Origin of the sequence: Stenotrophomonas sp. PD6, assembly GCF_049199305.1 — a bacterium.
In the GTDB taxonomy this organism is placed as follows: Bacteria; Pseudomonadota; Gammaproteobacteria; order Xanthomonadales; family Xanthomonadaceae; genus Stenotrophomonas.
Genome location: NZ_JBLZQD010000023.1, coordinates 15,334 through 35,471 on the forward strand (window position 1 = coordinate 15,334; position 20,138 = coordinate 35,471).

The 20,138-nt window shown below is 67.1% G+C and carries 19 protein-coding genes; 6 read left to right on the forward strand and 13 right to left on the reverse strand.

Going from position 1 to position 20,138, the window contains the following annotated elements; translation table 11 throughout:
* Positions 1-7: 7 nt before the first annotated feature.
* Complete coding sequence (locus ACOZHM_RS19750) at positions 8-1,282, reverse strand: efflux RND transporter periplasmic adaptor subunit (RefSeq protein WP_421571024.1); 1,275 nt, start codon at positions 1,280-1,282, stop codon at positions 8-10.
* Positions 1,282-1,941: a TetR/AcrR family transcriptional regulator gene (locus ACOZHM_RS19755; protein WP_421571025.1), complete on the reverse strand. Its 660-nt coding sequence runs from the start codon at positions 1,939-1,941 to the stop codon at positions 1,282-1,284. Before ACOZHM_RS19755 ends, ACOZHM_RS19750 begins: the two co-directional genes overlap by 1 nt.
* A 264-nt stretch (positions 1,942-2,205) precedes the next feature.
* On the opposite strand from ACOZHM_RS19755, the gene ACOZHM_RS19760 reads away from it, so the two are divergent.
* The 3 genes from ACOZHM_RS19760 (at position 2,206) to ACOZHM_RS19770 (ending at position 9,242) form a co-directional block, all read left to right on the forward strand.
* Positions 2,206-7,182: an NAD-glutamate dehydrogenase gene (locus ACOZHM_RS19760; RefSeq protein WP_421571026.1), complete on the forward strand. Its 4,977-nt coding sequence runs from the start codon at positions 2,206-2,208 to the stop codon at positions 7,180-7,182.
* A gap of 322 nt (positions 7,183-7,504) precedes the next feature.
* A complete protein-coding gene (locus tag ACOZHM_RS19765; protein WP_421571027.1) occupies positions 7,505-8,281 on the forward strand; it encodes an NAD kinase in 777 nt (258 codons plus the stop codon).
* A gap of 16 nt (positions 8,282-8,297) precedes the next feature.
* Positions 8,298-9,242 (forward strand): 5'-nucleotidase, encoded by a 945-nt coding sequence (locus ACOZHM_RS19770; protein ID WP_421571028.1) that lies wholly within the window; start codon positions 8,298-8,300, stop codon positions 9,240-9,242.
* A 31-nt stretch (positions 9,243-9,273) separates the two neighbouring features.
* On the opposite strand, the gene ACOZHM_RS19775 is transcribed toward ACOZHM_RS19770, so the two are convergent.
* From ACOZHM_RS19775 to asnS, 11 genes are all read right to left on the reverse strand, one after another.
* A complete protein-coding gene (locus tag ACOZHM_RS19775; RefSeq protein WP_421571029.1) occupies positions 9,274-9,813 on the reverse strand; it encodes a DUF2939 domain-containing protein in 540 nt (179 codons plus the stop codon).
* 70 nt (positions 9,814-9,883) lie between these two features.
* Positions 9,884-10,570, reverse strand: coding sequence for a DUF2461 domain-containing protein (locus ACOZHM_RS19780; protein ID WP_421571030.1), 687 nt, complete (start codon positions 10,568-10,570; stop codon positions 9,884-9,886).
* The gene (sbcB, locus tag ACOZHM_RS19785) at positions 10,567-12,006 is read right to left on the reverse strand and encodes an exodeoxyribonuclease I (protein WP_421571031.1); all 1,440 of its coding nucleotides are present in this window, start codon (positions 12,004-12,006) and stop codon (positions 10,567-10,569) included. The genes ACOZHM_RS19780 and sbcB overlap by 4 nt, the downstream gene beginning before the upstream one ends.
* Entirely contained in the window at positions 12,006-13,373 is a 1,368-nt protein-coding gene (locus ACOZHM_RS19790; protein ID WP_421571032.1) for an FAD-dependent oxidoreductase, read from the reverse strand. Before ACOZHM_RS19790 ends, sbcB begins: the two co-directional genes overlap by 1 nt.
* Positions 13,374-13,404: 31 nt before the next feature.
* Entirely contained in the window at positions 13,405-14,682 is a 1,278-nt protein-coding gene (gene kynU / locus ACOZHM_RS19795) for a kynureninase (RefSeq protein WP_421571033.1), read from the reverse strand.
* 124 nt (positions 14,683-14,806) lie between these two features.
* Positions 14,807-15,319 carry a 3-hydroxyanthranilate 3,4-dioxygenase gene (locus ACOZHM_RS19800; protein ID WP_421571035.1) on the reverse strand — a complete coding sequence of 171 codons (513 nt, stop codon included), beginning with the start codon at positions 15,317-15,319 and terminating at the stop codon, positions 14,807-14,809.
* A gap of 21 nt (positions 15,320-15,340) precedes the next feature.
* Positions 15,341-16,003: a carbonate dehydratase gene (can, locus tag ACOZHM_RS19805; protein ID WP_421571036.1), complete on the reverse strand. Its 663-nt coding sequence runs from the start codon at positions 16,001-16,003 to the stop codon at positions 15,341-15,343.
* Positions 16,000-16,632 carry an FMN-binding negative transcriptional regulator gene (locus ACOZHM_RS19810; RefSeq protein ID WP_421571037.1) on the reverse strand — a complete coding sequence of 211 codons (633 nt, stop codon included), beginning with the start codon at positions 16,630-16,632 and terminating at the stop codon, positions 16,000-16,002. The genes can and ACOZHM_RS19810 overlap by 4 nt, the downstream gene beginning before the upstream one ends.
* 6 nt (positions 16,633-16,638) lie before the next feature.
* Positions 16,639-16,953 (reverse strand): hypothetical protein, encoded by a 315-nt coding sequence (locus tag ACOZHM_RS19815; RefSeq protein WP_421571038.1) that lies wholly within the window; start codon positions 16,951-16,953, stop codon positions 16,639-16,641.
* Entirely contained in the window at positions 16,950-17,255 is a 306-nt protein-coding gene (locus tag ACOZHM_RS19820) for a hypothetical protein (RefSeq protein WP_421571039.1), read from the reverse strand. Before ACOZHM_RS19820 ends, ACOZHM_RS19815 begins: the two co-directional genes overlap by 4 nt.
* Positions 17,256-17,280: 25 nt before the next feature.
* Positions 17,281-18,675 carry an asparagine--tRNA ligase gene (asnS, locus tag ACOZHM_RS19825; protein WP_421571041.1) on the reverse strand — a complete coding sequence of 465 codons (1,395 nt, stop codon included), beginning with the start codon at positions 18,673-18,675 and terminating at the stop codon, positions 17,281-17,283.
* 129 nt (positions 18,676-18,804) lie between these two features.
* Here asnS and ACOZHM_RS19830 point away from each other — a divergent pair, with 129 nt between their 5' ends.
* The 3 genes from ACOZHM_RS19830 (at position 18,805) to rpsR (ending at position 19,989) form a co-directional block, all read left to right on the forward strand.
* Positions 18,805-19,143 carry a HesB/IscA family protein gene (locus ACOZHM_RS19830; protein WP_421571043.1) on the forward strand — a complete coding sequence of 113 codons (339 nt, stop codon included), beginning with the start codon at positions 18,805-18,807 and terminating at the stop codon, positions 19,141-19,143.
* A 166-nt stretch (positions 19,144-19,309) separates the two neighbouring features.
* Positions 19,310-19,747 (forward strand): 30S ribosomal protein S6, encoded by a 438-nt coding sequence (rpsF, locus tag ACOZHM_RS19835; protein WP_421571045.1) that lies wholly within the window; start codon positions 19,310-19,312, stop codon positions 19,745-19,747.
* Positions 19,748-19,758: 11 nt separating this feature from the next.
* Entirely contained in the window at positions 19,759-19,989 is a 231-nt protein-coding gene (gene rpsR / locus ACOZHM_RS19840; protein ID WP_002804494.1) for a 30S ribosomal protein S18, read from the forward strand.
* Positions 19,990-20,138: the final 149 nt, after the last annotated feature.

Consider the following 20,138-nt stretch of genomic DNA (forward strand, 5'->3'; position numbering starts at 1 on the left):
GTCCCCGTTACTGCTTGGTCGGTTCGGCGGCCGGAGCGCCATCGGACGGTTTGGCTGCCGCGTCGGCCGGCGCCGCTGCATCTGCCTGGGCGGCCGGCGCCTGGCCGGCGGCGGCCGGTGCAGCACCCGCGGGGGCCTGGCCGTTGCCGTTCGGCGCGGTCGGGGTCCAGGGCTTGGCCGTGGCCGGCGCCCCTTCCTTGACCTTCTGCACACCGGCCACGATCACCTGGTCGCCCGGCTCCAGGCCGCTGCTGACCAGCCAACCGCTGCCCTGCTGGCCTTCGGTCACCACGTTCTTGCGCACCACCTTGCCATCCTTGCCCACCACCATGACGTAGCCGCCGATGGTGTCGCGCTGCAGCGCCTGCAGCGGCACCAGGAAGGCGTTCTTGCGCTCACCCAGTACTGCCTGGAAGCTGACGAAGGAGCCCGGCAGCAGGATCTTTTCCGGGTTCGGCAGCACCGCGCGCAAGGTCACCGCGCCGGTGGCGGGGTCGACCACGGCCGAGGAGTAATCCAGCGTGCCCGGCTGGTCGTACATCGTGCCGTCGGAGAGCTTCACCTGCACCGTAGACTTGCCGTCGCCGCTCAGCGACACCGCACCGGCCGCCTGGGCCCGGCGCAGCTGGGTGAGCTCGTCCGAGCTCATCGAGAAGTTCACGTACAGCGGGTCGAGCTGGTCCACGGTGGTCAGCAGGGTGATGTCGCCCTGGCCGACCAGCGCGCCTTCGGTGACCTGCTGCTTGCCGGCGCGGCCGTCGATCGGCGAGGTCACCTGGGCGTAGCCGAGGTTGATCTTCGCGTTGGACAGCGAGGCCTGCGCCTGCTGTACCGCCGCGGCAGCGGTACGCTCGGTGGCTTCGGCGGTATCCAGGTCCGACTTGGAGACGAACTGCTTGGGCGCCAGCGAACGGGCGCGGGCGGCGGCCGCCTTGGCGTTGGCATAGGTGGCCTGTGCCGAGGCCAGTTCGGCCTGCGAGGCATTCAATGCGGCCTGCAGCGGCGCCGGGTCGATCAGGAACAGCACCTGGCCCTGCTTGACGTCCTGGCCTTCCTGGTAGACGCGCTTGAGCAGCACGCCCGGCACGCGGGCACGCACGTCGGCGCTGCGGTACGGCGACAGGCGGCCGACCAGCTCACGCTGCAGCGGCAGGGTATCGGTCTTGGCCTCGATCACGCCCACTTCCGGCGGCGGGGGCGTCTGTTGTTCCGGCTTCTTGCAGGCGGTCAACGCGACGGCGACTGCGCACGTCAGGGCAAGGGTGCGGAGTGGGGCGATCATCAGGAGAAACTCCGGTGTTGGTTTGAATGCACTATCGGAAGCGCGTCCGGCGCCGCGAATGCGCGCAGGAAGCTGTCCACGGAAAATTCGGCCCAGCGGCGCCGCTGCGAGGCGTCTGCACGATGGGGGGTATGGAACCGCTGTTTCTCCAGATCCAGGCCGGCGATCATGCTTAATAGCAGTTCGGCCATGAAGTGCGGGTCGTCATGGCGGAGCAGGCCGCGCTGGATGCGCAGGTGCAACCATTCAGCGAGGTGAAGGGCGAGTGCGCCCGCGCCGTCGCGGTACAGGGCCTGGGCTTCCTGCGGAAACTGGGCCGATTCGGCCGCGATCAGCCGGCAGGCCTGTGCCACGTGCGGCTCATTGAAGTGGTCCACGTAGTCCGAGGCGAACTGCAGCAGGCTGCCGCGCAGGTCCTCCCCGTCCAGTGCGCGCAGGCCGGCAGTGGCCCGGCACAGGTGGCGCTGCAGGACCCGGCGCAACAGTTCCTGCTTGCTGCCGTAGCGGCTGTAGAGGGTCTGCTTGGAACAGCCGGCATGCTGGGCAACCGATTCCATGCTCAGCTGCATGCCCTGGACCGCCATCAGATCGCGCACGGCATCGAACACGCGGTGATCGCGCGCATCGAGCGAGGCGACGGCAGGGGTGGGGGAGTTCACGCGGTGGACTATACCGTCCAGTTCAGAATTGGAGAAGCATTGCTTTTGGCACTGTCTCTCGCCGCATCGTCAAGTTGCCACACAAGCGGCCGATGCTTCGCAGGGAGATGTGTCGAGCATGTGATCCATACCGCGCCGGATTGATGACGCGCGACGTAAACGGCACCCAACCCGAATTTCCTTATTCCGTCCTGCAGCAAGGCCTTTTTGTGCGGTAGGGCTACAATTTCATCTTTCCAACTGGGCAACACGCATCGCTCTGCCATGAAACCGCAAAAAACAGCAGCCAAGACCGTGAAAAAAACGACCAAACCAGCCGATACGCAGACTGTTTCACCAGTGGGCTTCTCGCTGGAGCCGGTGTACACGGCCTTGCGCAAGCGTTACCCGGCGGCCGGGCAGGCCGAGGCAGTGGCGTTCGCCGCCGATTTCTACAAGCGCATGGAAGCGGACGAGTTCCCGCACCACACCGCTGAAGAATGGGCCGCGCTTGCCGCCGACACGCTCGAATTCGCACGCACGCGCAAGGCCGGCAAGGCCAATGTGCGCGTGTTCAACCCGACCCTGAAGGCCAACGGGTGGGAATCGCTGCACACCGTGCTGCAGATCGTCAACGACGACATGCCGTTCCTGGTGGATACGGTGACGATGTCGCTGGCCGAACATGGCGTGGGCGTGCACGTGCTGGGCCACCCGGTGCTGCGCTTCACCCGCGACAAGGCCGGCAAGCTGTCTGCCGTGGGCGAAGGCACCGCCGAGTCGGTGATGCTGCTGGAAATCGACCGCCAGCCGGCCGAGGCCATGGCCGACGTCGAAGCGGCCATCGTCAAGGCGCTGGACGAGGTCCGCGCCATCGTGGGTGACTGGGAGGCGATGCGCAGCAAGGCGCTGGCGCTGGCCGACGACCTGGGTACCCGCCAGTTGCCGATCGATGCCGCCTCGCGCGCCGAGGCGCAGGAATTCCTGCGCTGGGCCGCCGACAACCACTTCACCTTCTTCGGTTACCGCGAATACCGCGTCGAGAAGGACGGCAAGGAAGAGGTGCTGGCGCCCGTCAACGCCACCGGCCTGGGCCTGATGCGCGGCAAGGACAAGTCCGCCGCGCGCCCGGTCAAGACCCTCGCCGCGCAGGGGCTCAACGCCACCACGGGGCTGAAGGACGCGCTGATCCTGACCAAGACCAACGCGCGTTCGCGCGTGCACCGCGCCGGCTACATGGATTACATCGGCGTGCTGGAATTCGACGCCAAGGGCAAGATCATCGGCGAACAGCGCTTCCTGGGCCTGTTCACCTCCAGCGCCTACAACCGCCGCCCGTGGGAAATCCCGCTGGTGCGCCAGCGCCACGAATACGTGATGAAGCAGTCCGGCCTGGCCCCGGCCAGCCACAGCGGCAAGGCGTTGCGCCACATCCTGGAAACCCTGCCGCGCGAAGAACTGTTCCAGTCCAGCGAGGACGAGCTGTTCCGCACCGCCATGGGCGTGCTGGGTCTGCAGGAACGCGTGCGCAGCCGCCTGTTCCTGCGCCGTGACAAGTACAGCCGTTTCATCTCCGCGCTGGTGTACCTGCCGCGCGAGCGCTTCAACACCGACGTGCGCCTGCGCATCGAGGCGATGCTCAAGGATGCCCTGCAGGGCGAGTACGTGGACAGCTCCGTGGTCCTCGGCGAATCGCCGCTGGCCCAGGTGCACCTGATCGTGCGCCCGAAGGCGGGGCAGACCCTGGAAGTGGATACCAGCGCGCTGGAGCAGAAGCTGGCCCAGGTGCTGCGCAACTGGCAGGACGACCTGCGCGAAGCGCTGGTGGCCCGCCACGGTGAAAGTGAAGGCCTGCGCATTGCCGCCCGTATCGGCAAGGCACTGCCGGCCGGTTACATCGAAGATTCCAGCACCGAAATCGCGGCCAACGATGTCAGCCAGCTCGATGCGCTGACCGGCCCGGACGACCTGCGCCTGAGCCTGCAGGCCGTGCACCGCGAAGAAGGCGACGGCCTGCGCCTGAAGCTGTACCGCCAGCTGGACGACATTCCGCTGTCGGACGCGCTGCCGATGATGGAAAACATGGGGCTGCGCGTCATCGCCGAGCGCCCGTACCGCCTCACCGTCGACAACGCGCCGGTGTACGTGCAGGACTTCGAAGTGGAATCGGTGGCCGGTGCGATCGACGCGCCGAGCGTCGACGCCGCCTTCGGTGAGACCTTCGCCCGGGTCTGGCACGGCGACGCCGAGAACGACGGCTTCAACCGCCTGGTGCTGGCCGCCGGCCTGCATTGGCGCCAGGTGGCGATGCTGCGTGGCTACTGCAAGTACCTGCTGCAGACCGGCGTGCCGTTCTCGCAGGCCTACGTGGAAGGCACCTTCACCCGTTACCCGCTGCTGGCCCGCCTGCTGGTGGAGCTGTTCGAAGCCCGCTTCGACCCGGCAACCGGGCACGAGGGCAAGGAGGCCATCGCCGAAGGCCAGGCCGACCTGCGCGCGCACCTCGACGTGCTCGCCGGTGGCGACGAAGCCACCCTGAAGGTGCTCAAGACCGTGGTCGATGCCCGCAAGGGCGACCGCAAGGCACAGATGGACGCCGCGCGCGACGCACTGATCAAGCTGATGGACCGCGTCTCCAGCCTGGACGAAGACCGCATCCTGCGCAGCTTCATGGGCGTCATCGACGCCACCCTGCGTACCAGCTACTACCAGACCGATGCGCAGGGCCATCACGGCCATGTCATCAGCTTCAAGTTCGATTCGGCACTGGTGCCGGACCTGCCCAAGCCGCGTCCGTACCGCGAAATCTTCGTGTATGGCCCACGCGTGGAAGGTACCCACCTGCGTTTCGGTGCCGTGGCCCGTGGCGGCCTGCGCTGGTCGGACCGTCGTGAAGACTTCCGTACCGAAGTGCTGGGCCTGGTCAAGGCGCAGATGGTCAAGAACACCGTCATCGTGCCGGTCGGCGCGAAGGGCGGTTTCTTCGCCAAGATGCCGCCGGTGAACGGCGACCGCGACGCGGTGTTCGCCAACGGCGTGGCCTGCTACAAGCTCTTCATCCAGGGCCTGCTGGACATCACCGACAACATCGTCAACAACAAGATCGTGCATCCGGTCGACGTGGTCCGCCACGACATGGACGACCCGTACCTGGTGGTGGCGGCCGACAAGGGCACCGCGACCTTCTCCGACATCGCCAACGGCCTGGCCATCGCGCACGGCTTCTGGATGGGCGACGCGTTCGCCTCGGGCGGCTCGGTCGGTTACGACCACAAGGGCATGGGCATCACCGCACGCGGTGCGTGGGAGTCGGTCAAGCGCCACTTCCGTGCGCTGGGCCGTGACAGCCAGAGCCAGGATTTCACCACGGTGGGTGTCGGCGACATGTCCGGCGACGTGTTCGGCAACGGCATGCTGCTGTCGCGCCACATCCGCCTGCTGGCCGCCTTCGACCACCGCCACATCTTCCTGGACCCGAATCCGGATGCGGCGACCTCGTTCATCGAACGCGAGCGCATGTTCACCGTGCCGCGCTCGAGCTGGGCGGACTACGACGCCAAGCTGATCAGCAAGGGCGGTGGCATCTTCCCGCGCACGCTGAAGTCGATCGAGATCACCCCGCAGGTGCGTGAGGCGCTGGGCCTGGACGACAACGTCAAGGCGCTGTCGCCGAACGATCTGATGAGCGCGATCCTGAAGGCCCCGGTGGACCTGCTGTGGAACGGCGGCATCGGCACCTACGTCAAGGCCGCCACCGAGCAGCACAGCGACGTGGGCGACCGTGCCAACAACGCGCTGCGTGTCAATGGTGGCGAGCTGCGCTGCAAGGTGGTGGGCGAGGGCGGCAACCTGGGCATGACCCAGCTGGGCCGCATCGAAGCCGCCCAGGCCGGCGTGCTGCTCAACACCGACTTCATCGACAACTCGGCCGGTGTGGACACCTCCGACCACGAAGTCAACATCAAGATCCTGCTCAACGATGTGGTGCGCGCCAAGAAGTTGACCGTGGAGGCGCGCAACAAGCTGCTGGCGTCGATGACCGACGAAGTGGCCGAGCTGGTGCTCAACGACAACTACCGCCAGAACCAGGCCCTGAGCCTGATGGAGCGGATGGCGGTCAAGCGCCTGGGCTCCAAGCAGCACTTCATCCGCACGCTGGAGAAGCAGGGCCTGCTGGATCGCCAGATCGAGTTCCTGCCGTCCGACGCGGAGCTGTCGGCACGCAAGGCGCGTGGCCAGGGCCTGACCCGTCCGGAGCTGTCGGTGCTGCTGTCGTATTCCAAGCTGGTGGCCTTCCAGCAGCTGCTGGAATCGGACATCCCGGAAGATCCGTACCTGTCCAAGGAACTGCTGCGTTACTTCCCGACGCCGCTGCAGAAGAAGTACGCCGACGCGATGGAGCGTCACCGCCTGAAGCGCGAAATCATCGCCACGGCCGTGACCAACCAGACCATCAATCGCATGGGCGCCACGTTCCTGATGCGCATGCAGGAAGACACCGGCCGCACCATCGCCGAGGTCGCCAAGGCCTACACGATCAGCCGTGAAACGCTGGATGCACGCGCGCTGTGGGCGCAGATCGACGCCCTCGACGGCACGCTGCCGGAGTCGGTGCAGATCGATGCGCTGGAAGTGATCTGGAAGCTGCAGCGTTCGTTCGTGCGCTGGCTGCTGTTCCGCCCCGGCGCGATGCCGGGCATCACCGAGGCGGTGAACCGCTACCAGGCGCCGTTCAATGACATCCGCGTGGCGTCGGGGGTGCTGCCCGATTCGCAGCGGCCGGCGTATGAGGCGAGCGTGCAGGAGTGGAAGGAGAAGGGCCTGCCGCCGGCACTGGCACAGCAGCTCTCCGAGCTGCAGTTCCTGGAACCGGCGTTCGACATCATCGAACTGGCCCGTACCCGCAAGCTCAAGCCGGTGGACGTCTCCAAGGTCCACTTCCGCCTGGGCGACGCGCTGCAGCTGCCGTGGCTGTTCGAGCAGATCGACGCGCTGGAGGTCAACGGCCGCTGGCACGCGGTGGCCCGTGGCGTGCTGCGCGACGAGCTGGCCGCCCACCACCGCAATCTGGCCGCCCAGGTGCTGTCCACGAAGGGTGGCAGTGCCGAGGCCAAGGTAGCGGCGTGGATCGGTCGCGACGACAGCAGCCTGCGCTTCACGCTGTCGATGCTGCAGGAGCTGGCCGAGCAAAAGACGCTCGACTACCCGACGGTATCGGTGGCGGTCCAGCGCCTCGGCCAGCTGGCCGCGCACGGCGCCTAACGCCCGCGGTAGTGCCGGGCTCTGCCCGGCAATGGCAACATGACAAGGCCCCGCCATTGGGGGGGCCTTTTCTTTGAGGCAAAAGCGCCTTCGTCTGGCGGTCTACGGGTGGATGGCCGGCGGGTGCGGGGGTACGGGACACGCCGTGAACCCATCCCTGGGGGCTCGTAGAAAACATCCATGTTTTCTGCGGTCCCGTACCCCCGCACCCGCCGACCCTCCAACAGTGGGTCGGTGTCCACGGGAAGAGCGTAGGGACACGCCATGCGTGTCCAGGCCGCGACCGGGTATGCTTCCAACACATGCCATTCGCAGAAACCCCATGAGCGATACCCCCCGCATCGCCTTTCTTGCCAGTGCTACCGAGGCGGCCCAACAGGCCCGCACGGTGCTGGTTGCCCGCTATGGCGACCACGCGCCGGAACAGGCGGATGTGCTGTGCCCGCTGGGTGGCGACGGCTTCATGCTGCAGACCCTGCATCGCCACGGCGCGCTGGGGCTGCCGGTGTTCGGCATGAAGCTGGGTACCGTTGGGTTCCTGATGAACCAGTACCGCGAAGACGACAATGATCTGCCTGCGCGGCTGGCCGTGGCCGAGCCGGCCAACCTGCGCCCGCTGGAAATGCTGGCGCTGACCGAATCGGGCACCACCACGGGATCGCTGGCCTACAACGACGTGTCGCTGCTGCGCCAGACCCGACAGGCCGCGCATATCGGCGTGGACCTCAACGGGCAGGAGCGGGTGGCCGAATTGATCGGCGATGGCGTGCTGGTCGCCACGCCGGCCGGCAGCACCGCCTACAATTACTCCGCACACGGCCCGATCCTGCCGCTGGGCTCGCACACTATCGCACTGACCCCGCTGGCCCCGTACCGGCCGCGGCGCTGGCGTGGCGCGATCCTGAAGGCGGACACCGAGGTGCGCTTCCGCGTGCTCGACCCCTACAAGCGCCCGGTGAGCGTCACCGCCGATTCGCATGAGACCCGCGATGTGGTCGAAGTGACCATCCGCGAGTCGCGCGAGCGCCGGGTGACCCTGCTGTTCGATCCGGAACACAACCTGGAAGACCGGATCCTCAGCGAACAGTTCATGTTTTGAAGGATTTTTGACCGCCATGGGCGACAACACCCCCCGTTTGCTGACCGTCGCGGTGACCTCGCGCGCGCTGTTCGACCTGGAAGAGGGCCATGCGCTGTTCGAGGCCGAGGGCGTGGATGCCTACGCCGAGTACCAGCGCAAGCACGAAGATGACGTGCTGCGTCCCGGCGTGGCATTCCCGGTGGTGCGCAAGCTGCTGGCCCTGAACCAGGGCCAGTCGCCCGAGTCGCCGCGGGTGGAAGTGATCCTGCTCTCGCGCAACTCGGCCGACACCGGCCTGCGCATCTTCAACTCCATCCAGCACTACGACCTGGGCATCATCCGCGCGACATTCACCGCCGGCGAGCCGACCTGGCCATACGTGAAGCCGTTCGGCACCGATCTGTTCCTGTCGGCCAATCCCGAATCGGTGCGGCGCGCGCTGCGCCATGGCATCGCGGCGGCCACGATCCTGCCCAAGCCACCGGGCGAGACCATCGCGGCGGCCGAGCAGGTGGACCTGAGCAAGCCGCTGGGCCAGCTGCGCATCGCGTTCGATGGCGATGCGGTGATCTTCGGCGATGAAAGCGAGCGCATTTCGCGCGAGCAGGGCGTGGAGGCGTTTGGCCGCCATGAGCGCGAGAACGCGCGCGAGCCGCTGAGTGGCGGTCCGTTCCGCAACTTCCTGTCGGCCCTGCACACGCTGCAGGCGGTGTTCCCGTCGGGCGAGGACGCGCCGATCCGCACCGCGCTGGTTACCGCGCGCTCGGCACCGGCGCATGAGCGGGTGATCCGCACCCTGCGTGAATGGGGCGTGCGCCTGGACGAGGCGCTGTTCCTGGGCGGCCGCCACAAGGGTCCGTTCCTGGAGGCGTTCGGCGCGGATATCTTCTTCGACGATTCGCAGCACAACATCGACAGCGCCCGCCAGCATCAAAGCGTGGCCGCCGGGCATGTGCCGCACGGCGTGGCGAACGACTGAAGGCGGTCACGACCGTTGGTCGTGACGCCGATCAATCCAACGGCAACTCGATATTCACCAGCTTCCACACCAATCCCTGCCGCTGCAGGACGAACACCACCGGTGCCCCCTGCGGCGTGTGGGTGGTGGCGGTGAAGCGTGACGTGGACTCGAACCGGTGGCGCGCGCCCTCCAGCGGTCGCGCCGCGCGGGGCGCCGCGTAGGCGTCGTTGCTTTCCAGGTCATTGCTGGCGCGCTTCCACAGCGTGTGGCCTTCCAGCAGCGCGCTGATGCCGGTTGGCGTCACCATCGCGTCCACCGCGGTCCCGCTCAGGCGCTGGCCGGCCGTCAGCAGCAACGCACCCACCAGGTTCGACTGCACGTCGGGGCCGGCGCGGCGCACCATGTAATCGTCCAGCTGCGCGCGCAGGTTGGCCCGCAGCATCGGAAAGTCGACATACTGGTCCAGCCGCGCGGTGTCGCGCTGTTCAACCGCGTTGGCCAGGCCACGCAGGGTCAGGTAGGGCCCACTGACCAGCCAGCCGGCCAGCAGCACCACGATCAAGCCCAGCAGCAGAAGCAGCTTCTTCATGGCGCCACCTTGCCGCAGCAAGCGTCAAGATTTGGTAGAGCCACGCCGCGCGTGGCTGCGCGACCCACCCTCAAAACTCCAGATCCAACGCCGCACACAGGTAATCCACGAACGGCCCCAACGTCACCAGATCCTTGGCCAGGGTCTGCCGCAGCTTCGGCCCGGTCATGGTGGCATCGTCCAGCGAACGCCAGAACACCCAGTTGCGATGCTTCAGATCGTCGATGAATTCGAAGTCCGGCTCGAACCCGCGCGGGGCGCGCACCAGCTTCTCGCTCTCCTCGAAATCGAACTTCCTGCGCAGCGCCGGCGCGTGCGCGGCGGCCTTCCAGGCACCGGGGTTGTCCACGATGAAATGGCGCACCTTGCGCTGGGTGGCCGGCTCCGGGTGCCACAGGCCGGCGCCGACGAAGCTTTCGCCCGGCTGCAGGTGCAGGTAGAACGACGGCGCCGGCACCTGCTTGCGCCGCTCATGGAACAGGCGCGCACCCTGCCAGCTCTTGTAGGGCGACTTGTCGTTGGAGAAGCGCGCGTCGCGATAAATGCGGAACAGCGAGCCGCCCACGCCGCGCGGGTCGGAACGGAAATGCGGGCTGACGGCGGCCAGGTCCGGCTGCAGGTCGGTGATCAGGCGCAGGAACGGCTGCCGCACGTGTTCCTCGTACTTCGCCTTGTGTTCGTTGAACCAGGTCTTGTCGTTGTTGCGCGCCAGGCCACGCAGGAAGGTGAAACTGGCGGGGCTGAAATAGCTGCTCACAGGCTCTGCTCCAGTTGGGTGCCCCAGTCGCCCAGCTGCTGCAGCAGGGCGAGCTTGGCGGGATCGGCGGCATGTTCGACGGCCAGGGCGTCCAGCTGCGCGCGGAACTCGGGCAGGGTCTGCTCGCCCAGCGCGGCATCGCCCAGCAGGCGCTGCCGCCGGTAGTCATTCCAGCGCCCGTGCTCGGCCGCATCCAGCGTCTGCGGGTGGTTGCGCGCGCGGTAGCGGAACAGCAGCTCGGGCATGCGCGGGTCCTTGAGCCGCTCGGCGAAGCCGGCAAGCTCCGATGGCGGGCTGGTGCGCAGGCGGGTCATGAGCGCCTTGTCGCCGTCGGCCAGGAAGCCGTCGTAGAGCGAGGCGTCCACGTCGCTGACCGTGGCCGTTCGCTCGCCGCCATACACCTGTCGCACCTTCTCGACCAGCGCCGGACCGGCATCGCGCACGCGTGCGGCGTTGGTTTCCACCAGGGCCACGTCGATGCCCATCCGGGCGTGGTCGGCCGGGCGCAGATGGTTCCAGGCGACCAGCGCCGGCACCTTGTTCAGATGCACTTCCTTGAGGGGCACCCGCTGCTCGCCCTCGGCCAGGTCCGCCGCCCGCGTGTACAGGCGGGCGGCCAGCGTGTCGGCCGGCAGCGCGAGCAGTCCGTCGATGTCGCCTTCCAGGTCCAGCGCGATGACCCGGTTGTTGATGTACGGGTGCCGCGCGATCGGCAGCACCGGCGCGGCGCACATGCGCTGGGCGGGGTAGCGCATGGACACATGCAGCACCGGCTGCATTGCGTCCACGTCCAGCAGGCTGCCGACGAAGCGCTTGTCGCGCAGCTTCAGCGCGTAGTCCCACAGCCGCGGCTGCGACTGCTTGAACAGCCGCGCCATGCCGATGGTGGCGTGCACGTCCGACAGCGCCTCATGCGCATCGCCCTGCCGGACGTCATTGGCCACGGCCAGGTGTTCGAGCTTGAACGAGGTGGCGCCATCCTCGCGTTGCGGCCACACGATGCCGTCGGGGCGCAGCGCGTGCACCAGCCGCAGCATGTCCAGCAGGTCCCAGCGCGAATTGCCGTTGCGCCACTCGCGCTCGTAGGGATCGAAGAAGTTGCGGAACAGGCCGTGGCGCACGAACTCGTCGTCGAAGCGCAGCGTGTTGTAGCCCAGCGTGCAGGTGCCCGGCCGCGCCATCAGGTCGTTGATGCGCGAGAACGCCTCGGCCTCGCTCACGCCTTCGGCCGCCGCATGCTGCGGGGTGATGCCGGTGATCAGCGTGGCGATGGGCGAGGGCAGCAGGTCGTCGGCCGGCTTCACGTAGAAGCTCACCGGTTCGTCGACGATGTTCAGGTCGGGATCGGTGCGGATCGCCGCGAACTGGGCCACGCGGGTGCGGCGCGGGTCCTGGCCGAAGGTTTCCAGGTCATAGAACAGGAAGCTGTCGGCCATCAGTGCGCGCCCTCCAGGACGGTCAATTGCTCATGCACCACGCGCTCCAGTGCGTCCCAGTCGATGTGCTCCAGCGTGTCGTGGCCGGCGGTGGCGTCTTCCAGGATGCGCCGCTGCAGCTCGGTGCGCTCCAGCGCCACCGCGTACGGCGTGTGCAGGAAGGTGACCATGGTGTAGTGCGGCACGAAGCGGGTCGGCCAGCGCGCCTGCAGCGCCTGCTCCAGCTCGCGCTGCAGCAGGAAGGCCGGATCGGCCACGCGGTCGCGCATTTCCAGGTAGTTCTCCAGCGCCATCTGCTGGATCGCCTCGGCGTTGGGCTTGCGGTCGCGCTCGAACGCGGCGAACGCCTCGGCCAGGCTGTCCTGTTCCAGCAGGTGGCCGGCCAGGGCGACGCAGTCCTCGAACGCGCAGTTCATGCCCTGGCCGTGGAACGGCACCATGGCATGGGCGGCGTCGCCGATCAGTACCGCGCGGCCCTGCAGGTGCCACTGGCGCAGGTGCAGGGTGCCAAGCAGGCCCGGCGGATGCTCTTCCCAGTCGCGGCGCAGGTTCGGAATCAAGGCCAGCGCATCGGGGAAATCGCGCGCGAACAGCGCCTCGGCTTCGGCACCGCTGTTGGTGGTGGCGAAACTGGGGTTGCCTTCGTTGGGCAGGAACAGGGTGACGGTGAACGTGCCTTCGTCATTGGGCAGCGCGATGCACATGTAGTTGCCACGCGGCCAGATGTGCAGCGCGTTGGCCTCGATGCGGAAGCCGCCGTCTGCGGTCGGCGGAATCTCCAGCTCCTTGTAGGAGTGATCGAGGAAGGCAATGCGCTCGTCCAGTGGGTGCTTGCGGTTCATCGCCGCGCGCAGCGCCGAGCCGGCACCGTCGGCGCCGATCAGCGTGTCGAAGCGGATGTCGTGCGGGTGGTCGTTGCGGTCGTCGATGAAGCGCGCGTAGCCGGCATCGAAATCCACGGTGTGCAGGCGGCGGTGGAAGTGCACCTGCGCGCCGGCATCTTCGGCCAGCTGCAGCAGGGTGGTGTTGAGGTCCTTGCGGTGGATCGACCAGATCACCTCGCTGTCGTCGCGGCCGTAACGCTGCAGCTGCGGCTCGCCGTGGCGCGGGTGCACCATGCGCCCACGCATCATGACCGCCTTGGCCATGACCGCGGCTTCCACGCCGGCCTGGCGCAGCGCGTTGCGACCGCGCTCGGCCAGGGCCAGGTTGATCGAACGGCCGGACTCGTAGTCGCTGATGCGCGGGTCGCCACGGCGTTCGTACAGGGTGATGCGCCAGCCCTGGCGGGACAGCAGGATGGCCAGCAGGGAGCCGGCCAGGCCCGCGCCGATGATGCTCAGGGAGCGGTGGGGGGTAGCAATCAAGGGCGGATCCGCGCGGCGAAGGGGGGAGGGCTCACAGTCCGGCCCAGGATTCCACTTCCTCGACGAAGTGGTGCAGGTCAAGGTAGCGGTTGTACAACGGCGTCGGTGAGATACGGATCACGTCGGGCTCGCGCCAGTCGCCCAGTACGCCCACGGTCTGCAGGTACTCGAACAGGTTGCGGCCACGCTCGCGGCCATCCACGACACGCAGTGACAGTTGGCAGCCACGGCGTTCCGGCTCGCTCGGGGTGAGCACCTCGAGCACGCCGGGCAGGCGGGCGCGGACCAGCGCATCGAGCAGGCCGGTGAGCTGCAGCGACTTGTCGCGAAGGGCCTGGATGCCGCCCGCCTTGTCGACCACGTCCAGCGCCGCACGCAGCGGGGCCAGGCCGAGCACGGGCGGGTTGCTGAGCTGCCAGCCTTCGGCACCGACGGCCGGCACGAACTGGGGCGCCATCTTGAAGCGGGTGGCTTCTTCGTGGCCCCACCAGCCGGCGAAGCGCGGCAGGGTGGTGTCGCGGTGGTGGCGCTCGTGCACGAAGCAGCCGGCCACGGCGCCCGGGCCGCTGTTGAGGTACTTGTAGTGGCACCACACGGCGAAATCGGGCGCGATGTCGTGCAGCTGCAGCGGCACGTTGCCAACCGAATGGGCAAGGTCAAAACCGACTCGCGCGCCCTGCAGGCGGGCCATGCGGGTGATCGCGTCCAGGTCGAACACCTGGCCGCTGCGGTACTGCACGCCGGGCCACAGCACCAGCGCCAGGCGCGGGCCGTGTTCGGTGATGGCGCGCTCGATGGCCTGCAGCGAAATGGTGCCGTTGGGCTCGTCGGGCTGAACCTCGACCAGGTCGGTGGCCGGGTTGAAGCCGTGGAAGCGGAGCTGCGATTCGACCGCGTGGCGATCGGTGGGGAAGGCGCCGGCCTCCATCAGGATCACCGGCCGTTCGGCGGTGGGCCGGTAGAAGCTGACCATCATCAGGTGCAGGTTCACGCTCAGGGTGTTCATGGCGACCACTTCGCTGGGCAGCGCGCCCACGAGGCGGGCCAGCTGGGCGTTGACCAGGCGGTGGTAGCCCAGCCACTGGGTATCGCCGGTGAAGTGGCCTTCCACGGCCAGCGCGCCCCACTTGTCCATCACCTCCTGCACGGCCGTCTTGGCCGCGCGGGGCTGCAGCCCCAGCGAGTTGCCGACGAAGTAGGTCTGGTCGCGGTGGTTGTGCTGCGGGAACACGAACTCGGCGCGCAGGGCGCGCAGCGGGTCGGCAGCGTCCAGGGCGATGGCATGGGTGCGGCTGAGGAGCTCGGACATTTTGTGATCGAGGCTGTCTGTGAACAGACAGTTTATCCGTGTGTCCTGCCTATGGGCTGAATCCGACAGGCGCGGGGGCAAGCCCGTAGCGCCAGGCTCTGCCTGGCTGCCGTTCGCGCAGGAATCAGGTGCCCGGCAGCGGGTCCACATGCCCGCACGCGTCGCACGTGCGCAGGTCCAGCGATGCCTGGTAGTGCTCGAACACCTTCGGCAGGTCGGTTTCGATGTTTTCGAGGGTGAAGTACACCTCGTACAGCTTGTGGTTGCAGCGTTCGCAGAACCACATCACGCCATCGCGCTCATGCGCCAGCCGCTTGCGCTCGACCACCAGCCCGACGCCGCCGGGCGGGCGGCGCGGGGAGTGCGGCACCTTGCCTGGCAGCAGGAAGATCTCGCCGGCGCGGATCGGAATGTCGCGCACCGCGCCGTCTTCCTGGATCTTCAGCAGCATCTCGCCTTCCAGCTGGTAGAACCACTCCGGGCCTTCGTCGTAATGGAAGTCGGTGCGGCTGTTCGGCCCGCCCACCACCATGATGATGAAGTCGCCGTTCTCGATCATCTTGTTGCCCACCGGCGGCTTGAGCAGGTGGCGGTTCTCGTCGATCCAGGCCAGCAGGTTGATCGGGGAGGCGAGCATGGGCGTGTCCGTGGGAAGGGGTCAGTCGCGCTTGCCGCGGCGCGGCACGTGGGCCAGCGCCTGCTCGTAGGCCGCCTGCAGGTCCTCGGGTTGACCGACGTCGATGCCCATTTCGCGCACGCGGCCGTCCTTCAGGCTGTACACCCAGCCATGCACCATCAGCTTCTGGCCGCGGGCCCAGGCGTCCTGCACGATGGTCGAACGGCAGGCGTTGACCACCTGTTCGATCACGTTGAGCTCGCACAGGCGCGCATGCTTCAGCTCGGGCTCGTCGATCGCATCAAGGATCGCGGCGTGCTTCTGGGCCACATCGCCCACGTGACGCAGCCAGTTGTCGGCCAGGCCGACGCGGGTGTTGTTCAGGCTGGCATGCACGCCGCCGCAGCCGTAGTGGCCCACGATCAGGATGTGCTTCACCTTCAGCTGGTCCACCGCGTACTGGATCACGCTCAGGCAGTTGAGGTCGGTATGCACCACCACGTTGGCGACGTTGCGGTGGACGAAGACCTCGCCCGGCGCCATGCCGATGATCTGGTTGGCCGGCACGCGCGAATCGGAGCAGCCGATCCACAGGTATTCCGGGTGCTGCTGCTTGGCGAGCTGGTGGAAGAAGTCCGGGTCTTCCTTCTCGATCCGGTCGGCCCAGTCGCGGTTGTTCTGCAGCAGCTTGTGGATGTCTTTCATCGTTGCGGTACCTCTAGTTTCCAGCGCATCCACTGCGCCAGCTCATGGGAAGCGGGGGAGTCGAGCGCCGACAGCGCGTCGATCACGCTGTGCTGGTTGGCCTCGGGATGGTTCTGGCTGAGCTTGAGCTTGATCTGGGTCTGGTGCGCGCGGAAGCGGAACCCGATGATGCCGCCCAGCATGCGGCGCTGGCGCGGTTCGATCGGCAGCAGGTTCCAGTCGCCGCCCACGCCGGCTTCGTACGTGGCGCTCAGGCGGTCCAACATGCCGATCAAGGCATCCGGATCGGTCACCGGTTCGAGCGTGCCGCGCAGTTCGGCGGCGGCGTAGTTCCAGGTCGGCACCCGCGCCTGTGCTTCTTTATCCGGGTACCAGCCCGGCGACACGTAGCCGTGCGGACCGTGCACCAGCACCAGCGCCGGGCCGGCATGCCCGGCCTGCGGGTTGGGCCGGGCCCAGTGCCCTTCGAGCAGGATGTCCTCGCCGTCGCGCCGGTACACCACCGGCAGCAGGGTCACCTGCGGCAGGCCATCGCCGCCGGTGGTGACCACAGTGACGAACGCATCGCGCGCCAGCAGCCGGTCCAGCCAGGTCAGGTCGGTCTCAACGAAGTCGGACGGGATGAACATCGTCGGTCAGGCACGCGCGCCCAGGTTCTGCACCATGCGACCGTGGAGCTGGTCGTCATGGTCTGCCTGCGGCGGGCGCACCTCGTGCAGGCTGAAGCCGCGGATCAGGGCGTCTTCCTCGTCCAGGCCGTCGTAGGCCACGAATTCGGCGTCGAACAGCTGCGAGCGGGCGGTGTCTTCGCTGTCGTAGCTCAGCGTGTTGCCATCGCTGTCCAGCACTTCGGCGGTGCCGCCGGGACGAACCCGCAGGCGTGCCCAGATCAGAGTGTTGCCCAGGCTGGCGAGGAACCACTGGTCGTGGTGGGCGGTGATGTCGTTCATGTCAGTACCATCGAAAGCAGCCAGAGCAGGGCGGCCATGCCCAGTCCGGCCAGCAGGGTGAGCAGCGACAGCCAGGCCGGCGTGGCCAGCCCCGACAGCGAGCGGTCGGGGGTGTCGCGGTAAGCGCGGCCCAGCAGCCAGCGCAGCGCGTCCGGGCGCAGGAAGGCGCCACTGCCGAAGCGCGTGGCCAGGGCAGGGTGGCGGTCGCGGATATGCACCAGCGTCAGCGGCCAGAAGATCACGAAGGCACTGAACCCGGCGATCGCCACGCCAACGAAACACAGCGCGAAGAACAGGGTCATGGGGTGCGTGCCTCCGGGGTCGGGATCAGAACTCGGCGCTGCCCGGCGCGCGCGGGTAGGGGATCGCGTCGCGGATGTTGCCCAGCCCGCACACGTAGACCACCAGACGCTCGAAGCCCAGGCCGAAGCCGGCGTGCGGCACCGAACCGTAGCGGCGGAAATCGCGGTACCAGCCGTAGTGCGCCGGGTCCAGGCCGAACTGCGCCATGCGCGCGTCCAGCACGTCCAGGCGCTCTTCGCGCTGGCTGCCGCCGATGATCTCGCCGATGCCCGGGGCCAGCACGTCCATCGCCGCGACGGTCTTGCCGTCGTCGTTGAGGCGCATGTAGAACGCCTTGATGTGCTCGGGGTAGTTGGTCACCACCACCGGGCGGCCGATGTGTTCCTCGGTCAGCCAGCGCTCGTGTTCGGTCTGCAGGTCCAGGCCCCATTCGACCGGGAAGTCGAACTTCTTGTCGGCCTTCTGCAGCAGCTTCACGGCCTCGCTGTAGTCGATCTGCTCGAACGGCGCGTTGATGAAGTCTTCCAGCTTCTTGATCGCGTTCTTGTCCACGCGCTCGGCAAGGAAGGCCAGATCGTCGCCGCGCTCGTCGAGCACCGCGCGGAACAGGTACTTCAGGAACTGCTCGGCCAGGCGCGCGTCTTCGGCCAGGTCGGCGAAGGCGATTTCCGGCTCGATCATCCAGAACTCCGCCAGGTGGCGGGTGGTGTTGGAGTTCTCGGCGCGGAAGGTCGGGCCAAAGGTGTACACCTTGCTCAGCGCCAGGCAGTAGGCCTCGACATTGAGCTGGCCGGACACGGTCAGGAAGGTTTCCTTGCCGAAGAAATCGCGGCCGAAGTCGACCTCGCCCTGCGCGTTGCGCGGCAGGTTGGCCATGTCCAGCGTGGAGACGCGGAACATCTGCCCGGCGCCTTCGGCGTCGGAGGTGGTGATGATCGGGGTGCTGATCCAGTTGAAGCCGTTCTGGTGGAAGAACCGGTGCACGGCCTGGGACAGGCAGTTGCGGATGCGGGTGACCGCGCCGAACAGGTTGGTGCGCGGGCGCAGGTGCGCCACTTCACGCAGGAACTCGGCGCTCATCGGCTTGGGCTGGATCGGGTAGGTCAGCGGGTCTTCGACCAGGCCGACGATCTCGATGTCGCTGGCCTGGATCTCGAACGACTGGCCCTTGCCCTGCGACTTCACCAGGGTGCCGCGGGCGATGACCGAGCAGCCCGGGGTGAGCGCCTTGATGGCGTCGAAGTTGCCCAGGGTGTCATTGGCCACCACCTGGATGGGGGCGAAGCAGGAGCCGTCGGTGACATTGACGAAGGCAAGCGCCGCCGAGCCGCGCACCGTGCGCACCCAGCCCCGTACTGTTGCCTCGCCGCCTTCCGGGATCTTCCCGGCAAGCGCATGTTCAACGCTGACCACCGTCATGACTTGAATCCTCTGTTGATCGACTCGATCTCTGAACGAGGAGTTTAACGGTTGCAGCGTTCTGCTTGCGAGGCATTTCTGACTGGGCCGTGGACCTATAATGTGTCTGATCCGCTGGAGTTGCCTGTCATGGCCGTAAGCCTTACCCCTGTTGCCTTTACCCGCGTGCAGAAGTTCGTCGCCCAGACCCCTGGCGCGCTGGGCCTGCGTTTCGGCGTGACCCGCACCGGCTGCTCCGGCTGGGGGCACATCACCGACCTGGCCCGGGATGAACGCCCGGGCGACACCGTCTTCGAGCAGGACGGGGTGCGCATCTACGTCGACGCCGACAGCCTGGGGCTGGTCGACGGCACCGAGATCGACTTCGGCAAGCAGGGCCTGAGCGAGACGTTCACGTTCAGGAACCCCAACGCCACGGCCGAATGCGGCTGCGGCGAGAGCTTCACCACCGAGGCCGACAAGGCCTGACACGGGCGCCGCCTGGCCCCGAAGCCCCGGCCCAGCTTGCCGGGGCGCCAGTTTGCTGCCACAATGCGCGGCTTCCTGCTGATTCTGGCAGGACCCTTGCTCCACCGCGTTCACCTGCGGGGGGCTGTCCGGCCCGACAAGGGCCACATCCGAAAGGTAACAACACATGAGTCGTCATTACGAAGTCGTGTTCATGGTCCACCCGGACCAGAGCGAACAGGTCCCGGCCATGATCGAGCGCTACAAGTCGCTGGTCGAAACCGGTAACGGCACCATCCACCGTCTGGAAGACTGGGGCCGTCGTCAGTTGGCTTACCCGATCCAGAACCTGGTCAAGGCACATTACGTGCTGATGAATATCGAAGTGGATCAGGCCGTGCTGGCCGAACTGACCGAAAGCTTCAAGTTCAACGATGCAGTGCTGCGCAACCTGGTCGTCCTGCGCCCGGGCGCGGACACCGAGCAGTCGCTGATCATGAAGAGCAAGGACGAGAAGGGCGACAAGCCCGAGCGCGGTGAGCGTCGTCGTCGTGATGACGAAGAAGGCGAAACCACCCCCGCCGCTGACACCGATGCCGGCGATGACGCCGCTTCGGCCGCTTAAGGAGCACTGACATGTCCAAGTTCTTCCGTCGCCGCAAGTTCTGCAAGTTCACGGCCGAAGGTGTGAAGGAGATCGACTACAAGGATCTCAACACCCTGCGCCAGTACCTCACCGAGAACGGCAAGATCGTGCCGAGCCGCGTGACCGGTACCAAGTCGAAGTACCAGCGCCAGCTGGCAACGGCCGTCAAGCGCGCCCGTTTCCTGGCCCTGATTCCGTACACCGACAACCACGACGTCTGATGAAGGCGGGCGGCTGCTGGCCGCCCCTTTCGTAGTCTCGACCCCCCCCCCCCGGCAGCAGCCCGCGGTGGGCGGGGTTCCGTTACTTGTAATAGTAAACCAGCCCGCACGGGGGGGGCCGCAACAAACAAAAAAAATTTTTTTAAAAA

Bases quoted from the DNA above. Each gene is read 5' to 3' on its own strand.
- ACOZHM_RS19750 (WP_421571024.1), bottom strand. From the start codon at position 1,282: ATGATCGCCCCACTCCGCACCCTTGCCCTGACGTGCGCAGTCGCCGTC.
- ACOZHM_RS19760 (WP_421571026.1), top strand. From the start codon at position 2,206: ATGAAACCGCAAAAAACAGCAGCCAAGACCGTGAAAAAAACGACCAAA.
- ACOZHM_RS19765 (WP_421571027.1), top strand. From the start codon at position 7,505: ATGAGCGATACCCCCCGCATCGCCTTTCTTGCCAGTGCTACCGAGGCG.
- ACOZHM_RS19770 (WP_421571028.1), top strand. From the start codon at position 8,298: ATGGGCGACAACACCCCCCGTTTGCTGACCGTCGCGGTGACCTCGCGC.
- ACOZHM_RS19775 (WP_421571029.1), bottom strand. From the start codon at position 9,813: ATGAAGAAGCTGCTTCTGCTGCTGGGCTTGATCGTGGTGCTGCTGGCC.
- sbcB (WP_421571031.1), bottom strand. From the start codon at position 12,006: ATGGCCGACAGCTTCCTGTTCTATGACCTGGAAACCTTCGGCCAGGAC.
- kynU (WP_421571033.1), bottom strand. From the start codon at position 14,682: ATGTCCGAGCTCCTCAGCCGCACCCATGCCATCGCCCTGGACGCTGCC.
- ACOZHM_RS19800 (WP_421571035.1), bottom strand. From the start codon at position 15,319: ATGCTCGCCTCCCCGATCAACCTGCTGGCCTGGATCGACGAGAACCGC.
- can (WP_421571036.1), bottom strand. From the start codon at position 16,003: ATGAAAGACATCCACAAGCTGCTGCAGAACAACCGCGACTGGGCCGAC.
- ACOZHM_RS19810 (WP_421571037.1), bottom strand. From the start codon at position 16,632: ATGTTCATCCCGTCCGACTTCGTTGAGACCGACCTGACCTGGCTGGAC.
- ACOZHM_RS19815 (WP_421571038.1), bottom strand. From the start codon at position 16,953: ATGAACGACATCACCGCCCACCACGACCAGTGGTTCCTCGCCAGCCTG.
- ACOZHM_RS19820 (WP_421571039.1), bottom strand. From the start codon at position 17,255: ATGACCCTGTTCTTCGCGCTGTGTTTCGTTGGCGTGGCGATCGCCGGG.
- asnS (WP_421571041.1), bottom strand. From the start codon at position 18,675: ATGACGGTGGTCAGCGTTGAACATGCGCTTGCCGGGAAGATCCCGGAA.
- ACOZHM_RS19830 (WP_421571043.1), top strand. From the start codon at position 18,805: ATGGCCGTAAGCCTTACCCCTGTTGCCTTTACCCGCGTGCAGAAGTTC.
- rpsF (WP_421571045.1), top strand. From the start codon at position 19,310: ATGAGTCGTCATTACGAAGTCGTGTTCATGGTCCACCCGGACCAGAGC.
- rpsR (WP_002804494.1), top strand. From the start codon at position 19,759: ATGTCCAAGTTCTTCCGTCGCCGCAAGTTCTGCAAGTTCACGGCCGAA.